Genomic DNA, 20,074 nt, shown 5'->3' on the forward strand with positions numbered 1-20,074 from the left:
GTACTATTGCCAGAACTTACACTTGTCGTTATAGTTGTCTGTAAAAAACTGAAGGTGATGTCATGGATAAGCACTTATTTCTGAATGGCGGGGGCCCGCCGTTTACGCCGGATCTGGCAAGAAAGTTTAAAGATATAGTGGGTGAAGGCGCAGGTCCTGTTGTTGTATTATTCGTGGAGCGTGGGGAGAGCTGGGAAGATTACGTGCCGGTCTATACGCGTCCGCTGGCTGATGCAGGGTTAACAGAGTTCCGTTATCTGCCGCTGCCCGCTACACCTGCGGATGTTGTTGTTCAGAGCATAGAGACCTGCTCGGGCATTATCATCGGAGGCGGGGATACGGACCTGTATGCCGATTATATTGTAGATACCGCGATCGGCGGCGCTATTAAACGGAGGTATGAGTCTGGCGTTCCGGTTGCGGGGTTCTCGGCGGGAGCTTTAATCAGCCCTGAACTATGTATTATTTCCGCTAAGGATAATGAGAGCAGGTTGTTTGATCACCGCAAGGGCTTGAATCTGATCCCTGAGCTGCTGCTGTCCGTACATTTTACCCAGTGGGATGACGAAGATCATTTAAGAACCGCCGTCCGTACGTTCGGTGAGCTTCCGAATTACGGGATCGATGAAGAAACAGGGATCTACCTGTTGAACGGAGCGCTGGAAATGGCGGAGGGCGGCGGAGTGTATAGCGTGGTGAATGATGTTCTGACTAAACTTCATTGATGATCGAAAACAAGGGTAGGGATAGACACTTAGATAGGATTATTGAAAACAAGAGTGGAGCGCTTCGTGCCTTTGTTCTTGTTTATTCTGCGTTCTTCTCTCTGCTGCACATAAAAAATAAGCGAAAATCCTGCACGAAATACAACAATCTCCTCATCAAATTAGCCTGAATGGAAAAATATTGTATTAAATACAGCATTTTATCTAATCCAATCGAATTAATGAACCAATTCTTGTATTTCATACAACAATACTCCGGACAACTCCCGGCTATATGAACTAAAGTTGTAATACTTACAACATTAACGCGAATAGAGAGTACTGAAAAAATTTGATTATCTGCGAGGCGGGAGCTCTGAATCTATGTGATCCTCACCTGAAATTCTAATTTACATACAAGAATGATTAACTTATAAAGATATTTATTCCAGTATTGGACTTCGGCCAGCTTCTTGTCCTGGCGGAGCTCAAGGGATACACTTGTGCTATGAATACTGGCGAAGGAGGCATGCGGGATGCCGGAGTTGAACGGAAGTCTTTTTCAGCAGGCCTTGCTTGACGGGGATTACAGCCCGCGATTCCTGGCCTACTATTACAAGCAGTGGAGCAACTACACAATGGCCTACCATCAGCATAATTCCACCGAAATTATGTATCTCATCTCAGGCAGCTGTGTGGTCGAGGTGCGGGATGAATCGGGAGGCCATACCCCCTTCCGGCTGAAGCGGGGAGAAATGATTCTCCTGGATGCGGGCGTTCCGCACAGGCTGATCGTCGAAGACGGGTCCTCCTGCCGGATGCTGAATGTGGAGTTCGCATTCACAGAGTACGTCGGTGTAGCCCCCTCGGTAGGCAGGCTGGCCCGGGAGGAGGAGACGCTGGCGGATTTGCTGCAGAGTCCCTTCGATAGTCTGGTGCTGTCAGACCAGGAAGAGGTGTTTCATGTACTAAAGGCATTGGTGCTGGAGCTGGATCAGCAGGGCAAGAGCGGAAACAGTATGGTTCAGCTGCTGTTCTCGGAATTGCTGCTGCGTCTGTCCAGACTGCGGCGGGAATCGCTGCCGGCCAGCCAGCAGCCCTCACAGCTCTATGTACGGCGCGCGGTAGAGTTCCTGCACCAGAACTATGACCGGAGTATTCAAGTCAAGGAAGTTGCGCTCACTGTGAATGTCCACCCGGGTTATCTGCAGCGGATCTTCAGGACAAATACCGGCCAGACCTTAACCGATTACTTGAACAGGCTGCGAATGGAGAAGGCCCGGATGCTGCTTGGGCAGAGTGAGATTCCAGTCGCGGAGATTGCCGATTATGTGGGCATTAGCAGCAGGCAGTATTTTCATCTCCTGTTCAAAAAGTATACCGGCTGTACTCCGGTCGAATACCGCAACTCGCTGGACCGCCATTCCTGGAGTGAGGAATAGATGGGTTTCTGGATCTAAAGGTGAGAATTGTTGACACAATAACGGCAAAGTGGTCATGATATTGGTTACGCTTCCCGCAGCCTCCTTGCTACAATGGACAGGAACCCACTATTCTTTGCCGGAGGATGATAACGATGTCTTTTAAAGTAACCTTTATCGGGGCGGGCAGTATCGGATTTACACGCGGGCTGCTGCGCGACCTGCTTACAGTACCGGAATTCCGGAATATTGAAGTCTCATTCATGGATATAAACAGCCATAATCTGCAGATGGTCACCGAGCTGTGCCAGCGGGATATTAAGGAGAACGGCCTGGATATTGTGATCGCTCCCACTACGGACCGGAGAGAAGCGCTGAAGGATGCCAGGTACGTATTTTGCACTATCCGCATGGGCGGCCTTGAGGCGTTCGCCACCGATGTGGACATTCCGCTGAAATACGGCGTGGACCAATGCGTAGGTGATACGCTGTGTGCGGGAGGGATCATGTACGGACAGCGCGGCATGGCCGAGATGCTGGAGATCTGCCGGGATATCCGGGAGACGGCTGCGCCGGATGTGCTGCTCCTGAATTACTCGAATCCCATGGCCATGCTCACCTGGGCCTGCAATAAATATGGCGGTGTGCGGACCATCGGACTCTGCCATGGCGTACAGCACGGACATCATCAGATCGCCGAAGTCTACGGGCTGGAGAAGTCGCAGGTGGATATTATCTGCGCCGGAATCAATCACCAGACCTGGTACATCTCTGCGAAGCATGAGGGCAAGGATCTGACGGCCGGACTGCTGGAGGCCTTCGAGCAGCATCCGGAATTCAGCCGGACCGAGAAGGTGCGGATCGATATGCTCCGCCGCTTCGGCTACTACAGCACGGAGTCGAACGGACATCTGAGCGAATATGTTCCCTGGTACCGCAAACGCAGCGGCGAGATTATGGACTGGATTGATCTGGGCAGCTGGATCAACGGAGAGACAGGCGGATACCTGCGGGTCTGCACAGAAGGCCGCAACTGGTTCGAAACGGACTTCCCGAACTGGATGAAGGAACCGGCTCTGGAGTATACCCGGGAGAACCGTGGCGAGGAGCATGGCTCCTATATAATAGAAGGACTTGAGACGGGCCGCGTGTACAGAGGTCATTTCAATATGGTGAATAACGGGGTCATCTCCAATTTGCCGGACGATGCCATTATTGAAGCTCCGGGGTATGTAGACCGCAACGGTATCTCGATGCCGCTGGTCGGCGACCTGCCGCTGGGCCCGGCGGCTGTCTGCAATGTAAGCATCTCCGTGCAGCGGCTAGCCGTGGAAGCAGCCGTGCATGGCGATGACAAGCTGCTGCGCCAGGCCTTCATGATGGACCCGCTGGTCGGTGCGGTCTGTAATCCGAAGGAGATCTGGCAGATGGTGGATGAGATGCTGGTTGCCGGGGAGCCTTGGCTGCCGCAGTACAGCGCGGCTATCGCTGAAGCGAAGGAACGCCTAGCTTCCGGTAATCTGATCCCGACGAATGCCGGCAACGAAGGCGCTGCCCGGCTGAAGGTGAAGACCGTGGATGAAATGATGCAGGACCGTGAGGCCGCGAACAAAAACGCCGGGGAGTCCGATAAGGGCAAGGATAGAGAGAAGGTGCGTTAAATAAGTTAATTCGGCCGGAAGCAGCGCGTTTGCTTCCGGCTTTTTGTTGATGTTCGGGGACGTGAAGGTCACACAATTTAGATTGAAGCCGGAAATGAAAAAATTGGGGGGAGAGGCGGAAGAAGCGGTAGTGTAGGGAGAGGCGTGAGAGGCGGGAAAAATCGGAAGAAGCAGAAGATGCGGATGTGGCGGGAGGGCGGGAAAAAGAGAAAGAGGCGGGAGAGGTGGTAGTGGCGCAAGTGGGGGAGTTACTGGTGCAGATGGCGTAGTCGGAATGAAGCGGACTGAGAAGACGCTATTTTGGTCAAAAGCCTCATATTGCCGCTGATTCGGACTGAGATTCCGTTATCTTGTTCAAATGAGCCACAAATGAAGCCTGATCGGTCAATTAACGGAATCTCAGTCCTTTTCACAAGCTGAATGGAGCCGGAGTGGGGAACGCGCTGTTGGAACGCCCCGCCAACACCCGGATCATCACCGCAGAACGCCCCGCAACGGTCGAATCGTCACCGCAGAACACTCCGCCAACGCCCGGATCATCACCGCAGAACGCTCTGCGGAGTATTAAGGCTCACTCCCGGACCAGCTTGTCATTTTGCAGCTTGGTAATCTTGCGGCGGATAGGCATACTTAATGAAATGAAGAACAGGGCCAGAACGATGAGCAGCAGGCCCATAATAAGGTTGATTCTGTTGAGGGCGGTGGGATTGTTCACAAACATCAGGGATATATTAAAGACGCCAATGATCAGCTCCGCCACCGCGAGCGAAATCCATAACCGGAATATTCTCTGATAATGCTTGATTTTGGATTCGGTATCCGAATAAATGGTGAAGGCACCCTCCGCTGCTTTTCTTCGAAAGATTACCCAGCGCGGGTTGACATATACAGTCTTGCCCGACGGCTTTTTGCCGGCTGGCACACGCTCGGCTCCGGTCTCCTCCATGAACTGCAGGTATTCGGCAGACTTGGCTTTCTTCGGATCTTCCTCCAGCAGCTCAAGCCTGTAGATGTATTCCCCCGGGGCGCTCTCTTCAAATACATAACGGGCCCAGGAGTATTCGACAAGCGCAAGACCTTTGGCAGACATGTCATTCAGCCACTGCTCTTCCTTCTCAAAATCCGCGAAATATTTGCGTACCACATGACTCATTCCGGTTCGCCTCCTATTAGCTTTCTTCCATTAGACAACAGCTCATCGAGCCTGGTCATTTCGCTCAGCAGTGCAGATCTGCCTGACTCCGTAATCCGGTATTCCTTCTTGCGGGAATCCTGCCCGCCCGCCAGCGGCTCAATCCAGCCCCGCTCCACCAGCGTGCCAAGCGCGCCATACAGCGTGCCGGCGCCAAGCTCCACGCGCCCGTTACTCAGCAGCTTCACATTCTGCATAATTCCGTAGCCGTGCATCGGGGTGAACAGTGACAGAAGAATATAATATACGCCCTCTGTCAGCGCCCCGTATTCATTGCTTCCTGACAAATGCCTCACCTGCCTTAGTCTAGTATTAACGATTCGTTACATCAACTGACGTTATAGCAATCACCGTTACATCGCCTGACGCTATATCGTCAACCGATATACATATTATATCGGTCGCCGATATAGCAGTCAAGAGTATTTTGCGGAAAATACAAGCAAGCAAAAAGCAAAAAGCATCCCCTTGCGATGGATGAAAAGCTCGCAAGGGGACGCTTTTTGGCCTGGATAGCAGATGGAAGGGGGAAACAATGCCGGAATAAGCGTGCTGCATGACGTTGACAACTTCTTGTTGCTGTAAGCCATGGGAAACATCTTAGCTTATGCCCCGGTAGTTTTTTTACCGAAAAACGTCTTCAGCGCCTGATAGACTTCCTTCTTATCCTTAATGACATAATGCATGAACTGCTCCTGCTTCAGGTGGCGGTAGGCGGACATCAGTGTGCTGCTGCGGTTGTACTGGTTCACTTCACCATAGCCGAACATGTTGCTGCGCTTCAGTAGTTCACCGATCAGCTTGACGCAGCGTTCATTGTCGGAGGTCAGGTTGTCGCCATCCGAGAAATGGAAGGGATAAATGTTGTATTTGGCCGGCGGATAGCGGCTGTCGATAATCTCCAGCGCCTTCTGGTAAGCCGAGGAGCAGATGGTGCCGCCGCTCTCGCCGCGCGTGAAGAAGTCATGCTCGCTGACCTCTTTGGCCTCGGTATGATGAGCCAGGAATACAATATCCACCTTCTCATACTGGCGGCGCAGAAAGCGGGTCATCCAGAAGAAGAAGCTGCGTGCGCAGTATTTTTCAAAAGTACCCATGGAGCCTGAGGTGTCCATCATCGCAATAATTACGGCATTGGAATGGGGGACGGTAATGTCATCCCATGTTTTGTAGCGCAGATCGTCCGGGCTGATGCTGTGAATTCCCGGATTCCCGCTGCTGGCGTTGCGCCGGAGATTCTCCATCAGTGTGCGTTTTTTGTCGATGTTGGACATCATGCCTTTTTTGCGGATATCGTTGAAGACAATGGATTTGACCTCGATTTCTTCCTTGTCCTTCGGCTTCAGGTGGGGAAGCTCCATATCCTGGAACAGAATATCCTCCAGATCCTCAATATCCACTTCGGCTTCGACAGTATCCTGCCCGGGCTGATCCCCCGCCTTGTCACCTTTGCCCGGCTGGGCGGACTGCGAATCGCGGCCGAGCACATCGCCTACCTGACTCTCCCCGTCCCCCTGGCCGACATGCTTCTGCTTGCGGAAATTATAGATAATCCGGTATTCATCCAGACTGCGGATCGGCACCTTCACAATCTGCTTGCCGCCCGACAAAATAATGTTCTCCTCAGTAACGAGATCCGGCAGATTGTCCTTAATGGCTTCTCTGACCTTTTGCTGGTGACGCTCCTGATCCTGATGGCCTTTGCGGTGAAGGGACCAGTCTTCTTTAGACACAACAAAGGCGTATGGACCGGTTGGCTGGGGCAAGGATGACCACCTCCCATGATTCTCTGAAATTGGTACAGGCTACGCTTGTGACGGGTGCGGCTGGTTGTAACTAAAGTATATTCATGGGGATGGGGGATATGTGAGCTGTATTATTCACTGATTTCCTCAATGAGCAGTTTATAGCTGTTCGAGCGGGCTTCGCCGGAGTATCTTCGTCCGTCTATCGTGAATAAGTATAGGGCGGTCGAGGATCCCTGAAGCGATGTGCCCATATAATCAAGGTTGATTTTCACAAAATAAGTGAGGGTGACGGTCTGCCCGGGCTGTAGTGTTCCCAGAGCCACAGTTCCGCTGTACGGGGTTTCGGGTACAGTGATGGCGCTGATGGTAACGATATTCGGATCAATTACTGCTCCTTGCGGCACAATCCGGACCACAGAGACCTCTGCGGGATAATTCCCGCTGTTGGTGACAAGAATCCGGAATTCGGCAATGCTTCCAGGCTCGACAACCGGCGGCTCTCCTTGTATTTGAATGGAGACGATTGGCGAGAACAGCAGCGTAGTCACAGCATTGGTCCGGGTGATCTGCCGGACATTGCGTCCATCCGGAAGGGTGAATGTGTATTGGACACTGCCCTGGTTCTGAATGGCCGGAGTCTGGCGGATATCGGTGGCGCCCGGAATGGATACGAGACAATCAACCCTTACCGCCGAGCCTGCTCTTACCGTTCCGAGCGGAATGCCGTCCGCAGGCCGTATTCCCTTCTGGGGAACACCGTCAATATGAATGCTGTCCCAGATGAATAGAACACCTGCCGGAATGAAGTCGGTCAACAGAGCCTCTACAGCCAGATTTCCGTTGTTGCGCACGGTGAACTCATACCGCAGATTATCGCCGGGAGCGGCGCTGTAGAGATCTACCTTCAAGCTGGCGGATACTCCCGGCTGGACGATCGTTATGAGGACTGTATTGCTCTCAGCGGTATTCCTGTTGTCATTGACCTCATAGGTGACCAACGCCTTCGCCGGCAATACCGGGTCCGGAGGGATTGCGGCCACCCGCACACGGAAGGAAATCTCGGCAGCCGAGCCTGTACTCAAGGAACCCAGCCTGATGCCAAGGGCCGGATCGGCCTCGGGCTGGTAGACCCCGCCTGCAATGACGCTGCCGGGGATGAATATAGCACCTTCCGGAACCGGAATGGTGGCGATAATCACGGCCAGCGGCCGGGTGCCTTCATTTCTGAGCTGCAGTGTATACGTCACGGCATCGCCGACAAAGGTAGTGGGTGTGCTGGCAGAGAGAAGCGTGGACAACTGATAAGACAGCAGGGAGACAATCACCGGGTTGGAGCGGACTTCCCCGCGTACCGTTCGTCCTTCGGGTGTGGAGAAGGAATAGGTGCCGACTGCCCTGTTATGCAAGGCCAGAGAAGGCGGGAGCGATACAACAATGACCTGGAAGGCGATCGTAACTCCGGAATGCGGAGAGAGAGTGCCTACCGGTATGCCGGAAGACGGAGTGACCCCCGGAAGGGGGACTCCGTCTCTAAGCACGCTGTTGGCAATAAAGGATACACCCGCAGGAAGGACATCAACGATGGTGACCAGTGCGGACGTATTGCCGCTGTTCTTGGCGAATACGGTGTAGACGAGCGTCTCCCCCAGGGAGGCGCTCGTGTGATCCGTAAGCTTGAGAAGGGATAGAACAGGGCCCACGACGGGAGTATTGACGGTATTGGAATAGGTGATGGCGTTAATACCCTCTGCCGAGCTGAATAGGACCATAGACTGGTTGCTTACGACAGGTTGAAGCCGTGAGCCTTCTGTCATATTACAATGACCTGAACCTGGAAGGTTACTGTAGTGGACGCCCCGGCGGCAATCGTGCCGATGACTATACCGGCAGCCGGGTTCGCACCAGGGCGGAAGACTCCGTCTACGGCAACACTGCCAACGACAAATTGGCTGCCTGCCGGAATCGGGTCAACCAGTACAACATTGTTGACGGGAACGATACCGTTATTGGTCACAACAATGGTATAGGTAATAATGTCGCCTACTACCGCATCGATTGCAGGAGTGCTCTTGACTGCTGTTACGTCCGGTGAAGAGACAGGGATAATCAGCGTATTCGACAGTGCAGAACCTGAGAGCAGACGGCCATCCGGCGGTGTGAAGGTGAAGGTGGCGGCGGCCTGGTTCACGAGCTGCTGCGGAGAAGGCAGGGAAGCTACCGTGACCTGCAGGGTGACTGTCACGAGGACTGTAGCTCCGGCTGCAACGGTGCCGAGATTAATGCCGGTAGTCGGGTCTGCACCCGGAACAGGCTGGCCGTTGACCAGTACGCTGTTCGGAATGAATACAGCTCCCGGCGGGATAGAGTCTGTTAAGGTTACGACAGCTGGCAGATTGCCTGAATTGGTAACGCTGAAGGAATAGGTCACGGTATCCCCAACCGTCGCATTGGCCGTATCCGCAGCTTTTACAATGCCGATGATCGGCTGGAATACCGGAGTAATGAGATTGTTGGAATAAGATGCGCCAGAGAATGCACCGGAAGTGAAGCTTACCGAAGCCTGGTTGTTCAGGATGGCCGGATTAGGCAAGGAGTTGACCAGAATATTGAATGTAACCAGGACCGTCGCGCCCGGGGCCACTGTTGCCAGTGAAATCCCGTTAGCCGGATTCGCTCCCGGCAGCGGAGTACCGTCCACAACTACGCTTCCGGCAACAAAGGAAGAGCCGGCCGGAATCGGGTCACTCAGTACAACATTATTGATCGGCGCTATGCCGCTGTTGGTAACGCTGATGCTGTATGGAACGGTATCTCCCGGAACTGCATCGGTTACAGTAGTGCTTTTGACAACGAGTACATTTGGCGATGATACCGAAATCTGATTGATGTTCGAGCTGGCCGACTGGTTGAAGGTCCGTCCGTCAGGAAGCGTATAGCTGAAGGCGATGATGGCCTGGTTGCTGAGCTGCTGGCTGGCTGGCAGTGTGGCAATGACGACAGAGAATGTTACCGCCAGCGATGCACCTGCAGCAACCGTACCCAGAGGGATTCCGGTGGCGGGATCTGCACCCGGTGCTGGGAAGCCGTTGATCAGCACGCTGTTAGGAACAAGCGTTGTACCTGCAGGAATCGTATCGGTCAGAGTGGCAGCAGCCGCATAGTTACCCGAATTGCTGACATTGACAGTATAAATAATGGTGTCTCCAACGGTTGCATTTACAGAGTTAGAGCTTTTGGCTGCCGCAATAATCGGCTGGAAGACCGGAGTGGTCACAATGTTCGAGAAGGCAACACTGGACAGTGCCCCGGAAGTGAAGCTGACCGATGACTGATTGTTAAGCACTCCCGAGACAGGGAGGGACGTTACAGTCACACTGAAAACTACAGTTACTGAAGCGCCTGGCGCGACGCTGCCAATGGTTACCCCGGTAGAAGGTGAAGCAGCCGGACGAGGGACGCCGTCTACCACTACACTGCCGGGAACGAAGGCCGTTCCTGCAGGTAAGGCATCTGTAAATACGACATTGTTAACGGTAGCGATCCCGTTATTGGTCAGACTGACCGAATACGTAATCGTATCGCCAACATTGGTAGCGGTGGTTGTGGTCGATTTGACGACCGCCAGATTCGGATTCGAGACAGGGATGGTCAGTGTGTTGGTGAGCACCGATCCGCCAAGGGTTCTTCCGTCAGGTAAGGTGAAGCTGTAGGCTGCCGTCCCCTGATTTACCAGTGTTTGCGGTGTAGGCAGTGAAGTGATCACCACCGAGAATGAGACAGCAACGGTTGCGCCCGGAGCGATGCTTCCGGCAGCGATGCCGGTGGTGGGATTGGCCTGCGGCAGAGGCAGCCCGTTGATCAGAACACTGTTTTCCTCAAAAGTAGTCCCGGCTGGGATGTTGTCCGTTACTGTCAGGCTTGCTGCGTAGTTGCCTGTATTGCTGACAGTTATAGTGTAGGTTACTGTATCACCCACCGTTGCGTTCGCGGTATTGGCGGTTTTGACAGCGGCGATATTCGGCTGGAAGACGGGAACCGCCACGGGGTTCGAGAAGGTGGAGCCTGTAAAGACACCGGAGGTGTAAGTTACAGTCGCCTGATTATCAATCGAAGTATCTGCTGGTACCGATGTTACCGTAACACTGTAGGAGACAATTGCGGAAGCACCGGATGCCAGTGTGCCAATGGGAATTCCTGTAGAAGGATGGGCATTTGGAAATGGCACGCCATTTACAGATACGCTGCCCGGCACGAAGGCTGCCCCATCTGGCGTTGGATCGCTGAGCACTACATTATTAACCGGGTCTATTCCGTTGTTCGTGATGCTTACCGAATAGGCGATAGTATCGCCCAGTGCCACCGAGGTTGAAGTCGTGCTCTTAACAACCGCCAGATTAGGAGCGGAGACAGCGATCGTTACAGTGTTGGAGACGGCGCTTCCGTTCAGCAGCCGCCCGTCCGGCGGTGTGAAGGTGTAGGTGGAAGCCGCCTGATTCACCAGCTGCTGCGGTGATGGCAGGGAGACAATGAAGACGGTGAAGCTGACAGAGACGCTGGCGCCGGGAGCGACAACCCCGACAGCAATGCCTGTATCCGGTGCCGCACCCGGCTGAGGGAAGCCGCCGACAATGACACTGTTTGGATCAAAGACGGTGCCGGCTGGAATATTATCGGTTAACGTTACATTGGCTGCAACGTTGCCGGCATTGCTGACAAGAATGGTATAGATGACCGTGTCGCCGACAGTGGCGTTCAGGTCGTTGGCGCTTTTGACCAGAGAAATTTGCGGCTGCGTTACCGGTGTGGTAGTGACGTTGGAAGATGAAGAGCCGGAGAAGACCCCGGAGGTGAAGCTGACGGTTGACTGGTTATTGACCTGTGAAGGAATCGGCATTGTTATCCTCACCTCGAATGTTACGGCAATTGAAGCCCCAGGGCCCAGACTGCCGATTGGAATGCCGGCGGACGGAACTGCCAGCGGCTGGGAGACGCCGCCTACAATTACGGTTCCGGGAATGAAAGCCGCATTCTCAGGCAGAGGATCGCTGAGAATGATATTGCTGACAGATGTAATACTGTTGTTGGTCAGCGCGGAGGTGAACGTAAGAATGTCGCCGGTTACGGCATCGATGGCATTCACGCTTTTGACCACACTGACATTGGGGGCAGAGACGGGAACAGTCAAAGCGTTCGATACGGTATTTCCGCCGAGCTGCCGTCCGTCCGGCAGCGTGAAGGTATAGGAGGCGGCCGCTGAATTGACCACCTGCTGGTTCGGCGGCAGTGACGTAACGGTAACCAGAAAACTGACGGTGACGCTGTCTCCGGGAGCAAGCGGGCCTACCGGAATTCCGGTCAGCGGGCTGAAGCCGGGCAGCGGCGTTCCGCCTACGCTTACACTGTTGGTCTCGAAGACCGTTTGCGGCGGCAGAATGTCGGTCAGATTCAGGGTTGCGGCAATATTGCCGGTATTGCTGGCGAATATGGAGAAGGATAGCAGACTGCCCACCGAGGCTTGTGCAGGGCTGGAGCTTTTGACTAGCCCAATCACCGGGGTGAAGACTGGAGTAAGTATAGTGTTCGAAAGAGCTGTTCCGCTGAATGCACCCGCTGTGAAAGAAGCACTCGCCCGGTTGTTCAGCTGAGGCGGGCTTGGAACAGAAGTGGCGTTGACCTGGAAGACTACAATACTCGTTGCTCCGGCAGCAAGCGTACCCAGAGCGATCCCGGCATTCGGATTCGCAGACGGTACAGCAGCCCCGTTCACCGTGACGGTTCCCGCTACAAAGGCGCTCCCGGCAGGGGCGGGATCGGACAGAACGACATTGTTAACCGCCACACCGCTGGGGTTGGATACCGATACGGTGTAGGTGAGATATTCCCCTACTGCTATAGCGGTGACATTGGCGCTCTTGAGGAGCGTGATGTTAGGTGCAGATACCGGAATGGTAACCGTGTTCGACACACTTCCGCCGGACAGGGCACGTCCGCTGGGCAGCTGGTACGTATAGCTGCTGCTTCCCTGGTCGGTCAAGGTTGCCGGAGACGGCAGAGATTGAACCGAAGTCAGAAAAGTCACCGTAAAGCTTGCTCCGGGTGCTACTGACCCCAGCGGGATTCCGCTAACGGGTGAGTCTGCCGGGCGGACAACGCCATTCACCGTAACACTTCCGGCAACGAAGACGGACCCGGCCGGAATCGTGTCGGTCAAGCTCACCGTTGCGGCGATATTGCCTGTGTTCCTCACTACCAGCGTATACTGCACATTGCCCCCGACCGTCGCGCTGCCCGGACTCGCGCTTTTGACGATACCGATTACGGGTTGAAATACAGGGGTTAGGGTTGTATTCGATTGGGTGATTGCATTAAATGCTCCTGAGCTGTACGAAGCAGACGACTGGTTGGAGAGCTGGCCGCTTCCCGGCACGGAAGTGACATTCACCTGGAACGTAACGGTTACACTGGCTCCGGGAGCGATGGTTCCGATGGTAATCCCGGAAGCCGGATCAGCAGTCGGCCGTGCACTACCTGCTACAGTGACACTTCCCGCCACAAAGGTGCTGCCGGGGGGGATCGGATCAGAGAGTACGGTATTCGTGACTGCGACAATTCCGTTGTTAGTGACCACCGATGTATACACCAGGGTGTCACCTACGGCCACATCCGGGAAGCTGGCGCTTTTGACAATAGCAACACTCGGCAGCCTGACCGGTATGGTCAACGTATTGGAGGCTGCCGTTCCGGGAACGGTCCGGCCGTCGGGAACGATAAAGGTATAGGCTGCCGTGGCCTGATCGACCAGCTGCGGAGGCGAGGGCAGACTGTTTACCAGAACACGAAATTGTACAGTTGAGGTTCCTCCGGCAGCAATGGTGCCAATAGGGATGCCGGCGGCGGGATTGCCTGCAACCGGAGTGCCGTTGACCGTAAAGCTTCCCGGAACAAAGGTGCTGCCCGCAGGAATATTGTCAGTGAGTGTTGTTGTGGCGCCGATATTACCGGTGTTTGCAATCTGGAGCGTATAGATAATCTGATCACCGACGGTAGCGTTGGTCGTATTTGCGCTTTTGACGATGCCAAGAACCGGAGAATAGACCGGCAGCGAGCTTGTATTGGAGGGAATAACCCCGCTCACAATCGGGCCGCCCGCTACGCTCTGGAACGTAAATGCGGCATTGGCTGTGTTGGCGACAATTTGTGTGCTTGGCAAGGATGTAACCCTGGCTTGATATGTAATCGTGATTGAAGTACCCAGGGCCAGAGATCCGAGAGGGATGCCGGATGTTATGTCAAAAGCCGGCCGGGAAACCCCGGCTACCACAACGCTTCCGGCCACAAAGGTCAGGCCTGGCGGCAGCGTGTCTGACAGTACAACACTGGCTGCGCTTGCCGTGCCGGTATTGCTGACGGTAACGGTGTACGTGACCAGATCACCAACGATTGTACCGGCGACATTGGAGGCCTTGGTTAATGAGATTCTGGGTGCATTGATATCAATCTGCAGCCCGTTAGCATTAACGACGTATGCATCGCCAGACGTAGTCAGTGTCAGCAAAGCCGAGGACTGATTGTTAACCAGGCGCGCGCCAACATCCACGTTCGTGATATCCCAGCCCTGCCGGCCGCCGACAATGTTGGAGCCGGGACTGCCGTTGGTCTGGTTGCGGTTTCCGAACGTACCGGTGGTATTCAGGTTGCCGGTATCATTATTGATCTGTGAAGCGAAGAAGTTGTTGGCAAAGTTGTTCGGGCCTGACAAAGCGACCTGGGTCGCGGAGGTGGGCCCGAAGAGCGCCTGATCTCCTGAACGGTTGGCATCTCCTTCCTGGGCACTGAACATGATGCGGCCGCCGAGTGCTCCTGTGACAGGTGTGGCAAATCCGGTAATCGTTGTGACAACCGGGGCAGAGGTGGACTGGACAAGTACGGCCCCCGCCCGCAGAGACATGTTGCGGAAAGGGAGTGACGGATTCTGGTAGATGACAGCAAGCGTCCACCCCGCATGATTAGCAGTAGCGTCACCGTTGATAACGATGGTGCCGACTACGCCTCCGGTGATATAGGTTCCGGCTCCAGAGGCTTGAATAATGCTGGTCACATTGGCGGAACGGACATAGGCGAGCGCTCCGCCTCCCAGATCTACGGAATTGGCAGTGGCTGCGTCGGGGGACACGCTGACCGTGTTACCGAGCGGTGTTATGAAAGAAACGGGATTGTTGATCGCCGCAGTGAGGTTGACGTTCCCGTTAACATAGGAACCGCCCCAGATCAGTTCTGCATACAGGACCGTGCTCCCCGCCGGAAGCACCAGGACCGCTGCTGAACTGTTGCTCTGGTACAGATTTGTAGTGCCAGCAGGATAAGTGCCGAATATGGAGGCTGTATTCACCGTGGAGAAGGCCCCGATACTATCCTGGGTACCCGGAACCCCAAGCGTATCGGACCGGCTTAACCCCAATGTATTGCCTGTAAAAGTAATGGCACCTGTTGCATTAACCGTAGACCGAACGACTAGAGGAATGATTTTCACCTCCTTTTGGGAGTGCTGAATTCAAATCGGAAGACAACGAAAAAAAGCAGACCGACTCCTGCTTGAGGTCGATGTGCCATCTTTCTTGTGTGGTATTAGCCTATGTGCGGTGCAAGGCATTATTGTATGTCCATTTGCGATTCTTTTTCATTAATTATGTCTGTTCTGCGACTGGAGCCGGCGTTCGAACAGCGCGCGCGGTTCCGGATAGACTTTTCTGCTCATGGCTTCCAGCTCTTCCCGGCTGATCTCCCGCTTAATTACGGCAAAATGATACATGATTTCATGGACGACATTGGACTGCAGCGTCTTGAGCACCTCCAGCTCCTCCGTCTCATAGAGCGAGTCGTCAAAAGGATACTGATAGAACAGCTCCATCCGCAGCAGTCTGAAATCAAACGGCGGCGCAGGAGCCGGATAGTCCGGAATCTCCGGGGAGATTGGGCTGAGAGAAGGCTGAAAAAAGCTGCCGGTCAGATAACGGGGTGTATATTCGTCAAACTTCTGTTTGAACATAGGGTTGGAGATATGCGGAAAACTATGGGCATAGGGTGAGAGAATGCAGATGACCGCTTTATGCGTGCTGATTCTGTGAATCTCGGACAATGCTGCAAACAAGTCGTTTACATAGGGCATTACCCGGCTGGCCATCACGAATTCGGCGGTATTATCAGGCAGGGGAATGCCCTCGCAAATATCGCAGACAATATCCACACCGGGGTATAACTTGCGGTCGATTCCCAGATAACCGGATTCTTTGCCGGGACCGCAGCCGATATCGATTCTCAGGGGAAATCACTCCTTCAAGGTGCTGAATAAGGCTCTCCATCATTGTATTAAATCTGCGGTTCTGTGCGTACGGCGGATGCCCAGCCCCGTCCGGCAAGTTTATGCCCCCCGGCCTTTGGGGTAATCGTTAATAAGGTAAGCAGCACACTCAGGGCTTACCGCGAGATATGGAGGAGGTAAGGCTATGAGATCACAACGTTCGCTGCCTGCTATCGCAGCAGTCGCTGTACTAATGCTGGCCTTAACCGCCTGCGGCGGGAATCATCCGGCTGAAGCGCCGGGGCTACCCTCAGCAGGCCCGTCATCTGCACCTGTAGAGAGCGCAGCTGCGCCGAGCCCCAGCCCTGCTCTCCCGCCAAGTCCTACCGGAGCTGCAGAGGCACAGGTTATTCAGGGATCCGGCGTATATATCGGACAGATTGATAATCATTCCGTAGAGATTGAGACTGAAGAAGGACCCACAGCCTTTGAGCTGGGTGCCGGCACGGAGGATGCGCCGGAGCTGCTCGAAATGGATGATGCCGTTGTTTTTGCGTATGTGGAAAAAGTGGTCGGAAGCGATGGGACCGCGGTCCAGCGTGTGTTGTCCAGCCTGTCCAAGGCAGAGGGCGGAGGGGCCGCACCGGCGGCCAGTGCGCTCCCGGATACTCAGACCTTCAGGCTGACACTGGAAGGGATGGAGGAAGAGAAGACGGCGGCACTTGCCGAAGGAGAAGGGTACTCCCTGTATGTATTCGATATCTTCAGCTTTGACGCGGCCAGCGGCAAGCTGGCGATGAAGGTAGACCCGGGGTATTACGCCGAAATTATCAAGCTTCCTGCCGATTTCGATCTGGATGCCATAGAGCAGGAGGGGAAGGCTGAACTTGCGGCTACAGGCAAGGTTACGGCGCTTACCCGGGAAGAGCGGGACCGGCGGATGTCCGGCATCCGCTTGTATCTTACCGCAATGGGCTCTGGCCTGACCCGCCAGGTTGCCGTGAAGGAAGTTGATGGCCAAGGCTATCTCATCAGGCTGAACATTCCGCAGCGGGAAGCTTCGGAAGGCTTCGGGCCGCATGTGTATGCTTCACTGGATTCACTGGTTAATCAGTGAAGCACGGAGCAGCGAAGCGGCAACGCCAGCTTACAAGATAAGAATGCATAGGCTTCGCGCCATCCATTATCCTAATCTTTACCATGGAAACGGTAGTGTCCTTATTAAAGGGGCGCTACCGTTTTCACTTGCCTGCGGCATGATTCAACCTCCAAAAGATTATTTTATTGTAACCGGTTTGCGAGAAACTTTTACCCGTGATCTTACGTCAAAGAGATAGAAATAGATGAGATTTTTTTCCTATCTGGGAGGATGAGTTTGTGAAGAAGTTATGGATTTCTATTGTAGTGGGGTTGCTGATAGTTCCGTTACTATTTCAAGCCCCGGCCAAGGCGGCAGTCACACCGATCCGCATCATTATTGACGGAGTCCAGTTGTCTACGGATCAGCCTCCGGTAATGGTGAACGGACGGACGATGGTGCCGCTGCGTGCAATCTTCGAAGCCTTCAATGCCGCTATCAAGTGGGATCAGAAGACGCAGACTGTAACGGCGGTGCAGGAGGATACAACGGTTATATTGAAGATCGGCTCTAAGACAGCTACGATTAATAATCGGTCTGTAAGCCTGGATGTGCCCGGTCAGAATTTGAAGGGCAGAACTATGGTTCCGACGCGGTTCGTAAGTGAAGCGCTGGGCCGGGAAGTGGGCTGGAATCAGACCACCAAGGTTGTGACGGTAACCACTCCGGTACCGGCCGGTGTTAATACTGCTCCGGTATCCGGCGTAACCACGCAGGATATCGGTGATTTCGGTGACGGACGCGACCTGCAGATCAGCTTCAACCGGGTGGCCGATGAGTCCCTGGTGGACCATTACCGCGTTCTGATCGTCAAAGCGGGAAATTCGCTTGATCTGTCGTCAGCACTGGCTATACCCGCATCTAATTACTCCTCAGTTATGGTAACAGGCGCCAATCCTGTGGTTAAACTGACAGCTGCTTCGAGAACGGCAGATGGAGAAGTAATTAAAAGCAGTCAAGGGTATAAAGCTTATGTCCTTACGGTAGGCAAAGGAAGTAACCTCAGCGCGCTTTCCGGCAGTTCTTCCACCATTACTCTGACCAATAATATTGCACCGGTAATAAGCAATGTACAAGTGACCGATAATGGCGATTACGGTGACGGGCGCGATCTGTCCGTCAGCTTCAACAAGCTGGCAGATGAGACCAAGATAAGCTCTTACCGGATATTTGTGGTTAAAGCGGCGAACTATTCAGCCTTTAATCTGGCCAAAGCCAATTCTGTCGTCAGTGCCTATTACACACAAGTCACCAAGACAGGTGCTAATCTTACCCAGATTCTTTCCTCAGGAGCCAGGGATACAGACGGAGCACTGATTCAGACAGGGGTAAGCTACCGGGTATTCGCCATGGCTGTTGACAGCAGCAATACCGCCAATAATGTGTTATCCGCTGCTTCGTCTCCGGTTACCCTATCCAGCATCGGGATCTCGAGCCTGTATGTCACTGACGTTAACGACTATAATGACGGCCGTGACCTCAAGGTGTCCTTTACCCATGCCGCTGACGAAACGTATATCAGCCAGTACCGGATTCTGGTGGTGCCTACATCATACTACAGCAGCTACAGCCTGTCTGAGGCGAATAATGTATCGGGAGCCAACTATACTGCTGTGAGCACTTCCGGTTCTTCTACCAGTCTAGTGCTGACCTCGTCCACCAGAGATGTGCGCGGGACGCTGCTGAAGAACGGAATCAATTATAAAGTGTATATTTTATCTGTCAGAAGCGGGGGGAATGCAGGGTCCAATATTCTTTCTCCTGCCTCTGCCGAAATTACGCTATGGAATGATTTCAGCATGAGTGCTGTGACTAACCTGAGTGTGACTGACGTTAACGATAATGGGGATGGCCGCGATCTGAGGGTGTCATTCACCCATGCCTCAGATGAGACTTATGTCAGCCAGTACCGGATTCTGGTGGTGCCTACATCCTATTACAGCAGCTTCAGCTTGTCTGACGCGAATAATGTATCAAGTGCAAATTATTCCTCAGTAGGTACATCGGGCTCCACGACCAGCCAGGTATTAACTTCCTCCGCCAGAGATGTGCGCGGGAATCTGCTTAAGAATGAGATCAGTTACCGGGTGTATGTATTATCTATTGGAAGCGGAAGTTACGCGGGGTCTGGTGTACTTTCGTCAGGTTCATCGGTAATTACGTTATTGAATTCCTCAAGTGTGAGCGCAGTTTCCGGCCTAGCTGTCAGCGATGTTACCGATTTCGGTGACGGCCGTGATCTGAAGGTGTCCTTTACTCATGCTTCGGATGAAACCTACATCAGAGAGTACCGGATTCTGGTGGTGCCTACTTCCTATTACAGCAGCTTCAGCTTGTCTGATGCGAATAATGTCTCCACGTACACTTCAGCGGGTACATCCGGCAATAGCACCAGCATAATTTTAGACGCCTCAGCCAGAGATGTGCGCGGTACTACAATCAAAGATGGAATCAGCTATAAAGTGTATGTGTTGTCCGTCGGAATTGCGAATTATGCAGGCCCGAACGTTTTGTCTGGAGAATCGTCAGTAATTACCCTGGCCGGCAAAACCCCGCTCACCTCTGTTACGAATGTAACTTATAGTGTAGACAAAGGTAACCTTCTGATCGGTTTCACCAAATCATCGAACGAGGCTAATATCCTGGAATACCGGGTATACGTAGTCCCTTCCAAGCAAGGGTTTGGTGCAGCGGATGCGCTCGGAGTGCCGGCTTCACAGTATAAGGCGGTGGCTCCAAACGGATCGAATCCGACAGTTGCAGCTGCAGCCAGAGATGTGAACGGAAATGCAGTTGCGAGCGGGATTAAGTACAAGGTGTACGTTCTTGCCGTAGCCAATAATTATGGTGTGCAGAATGGCGGTCTTTCAGATTCAAGCGAGGAATTTGAGCTATAACTGCCCGGTTCTAAG

At 53.6% G+C, this 20,074-nt stretch carries 11 protein-coding genes; 5 read left to right on the plus strand and 6 right to left on the minus strand.

Annotated features, from left to right (window positions below; translation table 11 throughout):
• Positions 1-62: 62 nt before the first annotated feature.
• The 3 genes from P40081_RS10335 to P40081_RS10345 all read left to right on the plus strand — a co-directional run bounded on the left by P40081_RS10335 (position 63) and on the right by P40081_RS10345 (position 3,786).
• The gene (locus tag P40081_RS10335) at positions 63-725 is read left to right on the plus strand and encodes a Type 1 glutamine amidotransferase-like domain-containing protein (RefSeq protein ID WP_042135252.1); all 663 of its coding nucleotides are present in this window, start codon (positions 63-65) and stop codon (positions 723-725) included.
• Positions 726-1,249: 524 nt separating this feature from the next.
• Complete coding sequence (locus P40081_RS10340; protein ID WP_042140934.1) at positions 1,250-2,146, plus strand: AraC family transcriptional regulator; 897 nt, start codon at positions 1,250-1,252, stop codon at positions 2,144-2,146.
• A 134-nt stretch (positions 2,147-2,280) separates the two neighbouring features.
• Positions 2,281-3,786, plus strand: coding sequence for an alpha-glucosidase/alpha-galactosidase (locus P40081_RS10345; protein ID WP_042135253.1), 1,506 nt, complete (start codon positions 2,281-2,283; stop codon positions 3,784-3,786).
• A 571-nt stretch (positions 3,787-4,357) separates the two neighbouring features.
• Here P40081_RS10345 and P40081_RS10350 read toward each other — a convergent pair.
• The 6 genes from P40081_RS10350 to P40081_RS10375 all read right to left on the minus strand — a co-directional run bounded on the left by P40081_RS10350 (position 4,358) and on the right by P40081_RS10375 (position 15,970).
• Positions 4,358-4,939: a DUF2812 domain-containing protein gene (locus P40081_RS10350; protein ID WP_042135255.1), complete on the minus strand. Its 582-nt coding sequence runs from the start codon at positions 4,937-4,939 to the stop codon at positions 4,358-4,360.
• Positions 4,936-5,265, minus strand: a complete 330-nt coding sequence (locus tag P40081_RS10355) for a PadR family transcriptional regulator (RefSeq protein ID WP_039307488.1) — start codon at positions 5,263-5,265, stop codon at positions 4,936-4,938. The genes P40081_RS10350 and P40081_RS10355 overlap by 4 nt, the downstream gene beginning before the upstream one ends.
• 318 nt (positions 5,266-5,583) lie before the next feature.
• A complete protein-coding gene (gene yhbH / locus P40081_RS10360; protein WP_042135257.1) occupies positions 5,584-6,744 on the minus strand; it encodes a sporulation protein YhbH in 1,161 nt (386 codons plus the stop codon).
• A 110-nt stretch (positions 6,745-6,854) separates the two neighbouring features.
• Positions 6,855-8,540 carry a COG1361 family protein gene (locus tag P40081_RS10365; protein ID WP_081969906.1) on the minus strand — a complete coding sequence of 562 codons (1,686 nt, stop codon included), beginning with the start codon at positions 8,538-8,540 and terminating at the stop codon, positions 6,855-6,857.
• Positions 8,537-15,256 carry a DUF7507 domain-containing protein gene (locus P40081_RS10370; protein ID WP_081969907.1) on the minus strand — a complete coding sequence of 2,240 codons (6,720 nt, stop codon included), beginning with the start codon at positions 15,254-15,256 and terminating at the stop codon, positions 8,537-8,539. The genes P40081_RS10365 and P40081_RS10370 overlap by 4 nt, the downstream gene beginning before the upstream one ends.
• Before the next feature lie 150 nt (positions 15,257-15,406).
• Positions 15,407-15,970 (minus strand): class I SAM-dependent methyltransferase, encoded by a 564-nt coding sequence (locus P40081_RS10375; protein WP_231575321.1) that lies wholly within the window; start codon positions 15,968-15,970, stop codon positions 15,407-15,409.
• Between the two features lie 259 nt (positions 15,971-16,229).
• On the opposite strand from P40081_RS10375, the gene P40081_RS10380 reads away from it, so the two are divergent.
• Together P40081_RS10380 and P40081_RS10385 are read left to right on the plus strand one after the other, a co-directional pair.
• The gene (locus P40081_RS10380; RefSeq protein WP_042135264.1) at positions 16,230-17,141 is read left to right on the plus strand and encodes a DUF8580 domain-containing lipoprotein; all 912 of its coding nucleotides are present in this window, start codon (positions 16,230-16,232) and stop codon (positions 17,139-17,141) included.
• Positions 17,142-17,401: 260 nt separating this feature from the next.
• The gene (locus P40081_RS10385; protein ID WP_052421757.1) at positions 17,402-20,059 is read left to right on the plus strand and encodes a copper amine oxidase N-terminal domain-containing protein; all 2,658 of its coding nucleotides are present in this window, start codon (positions 17,402-17,404) and stop codon (positions 20,057-20,059) included.
• Positions 20,060-20,074 lie beyond the last annotated feature (15 nt).

The organism is Paenibacillus sp. FSL P4-0081 (genome assembly GCF_000758565.1).
Taxonomy (GTDB): Bacteria; Bacillota; Bacilli; order Paenibacillales; family Paenibacillaceae; genus Paenibacillus_AQ; species Paenibacillus_AQ phytohabitans.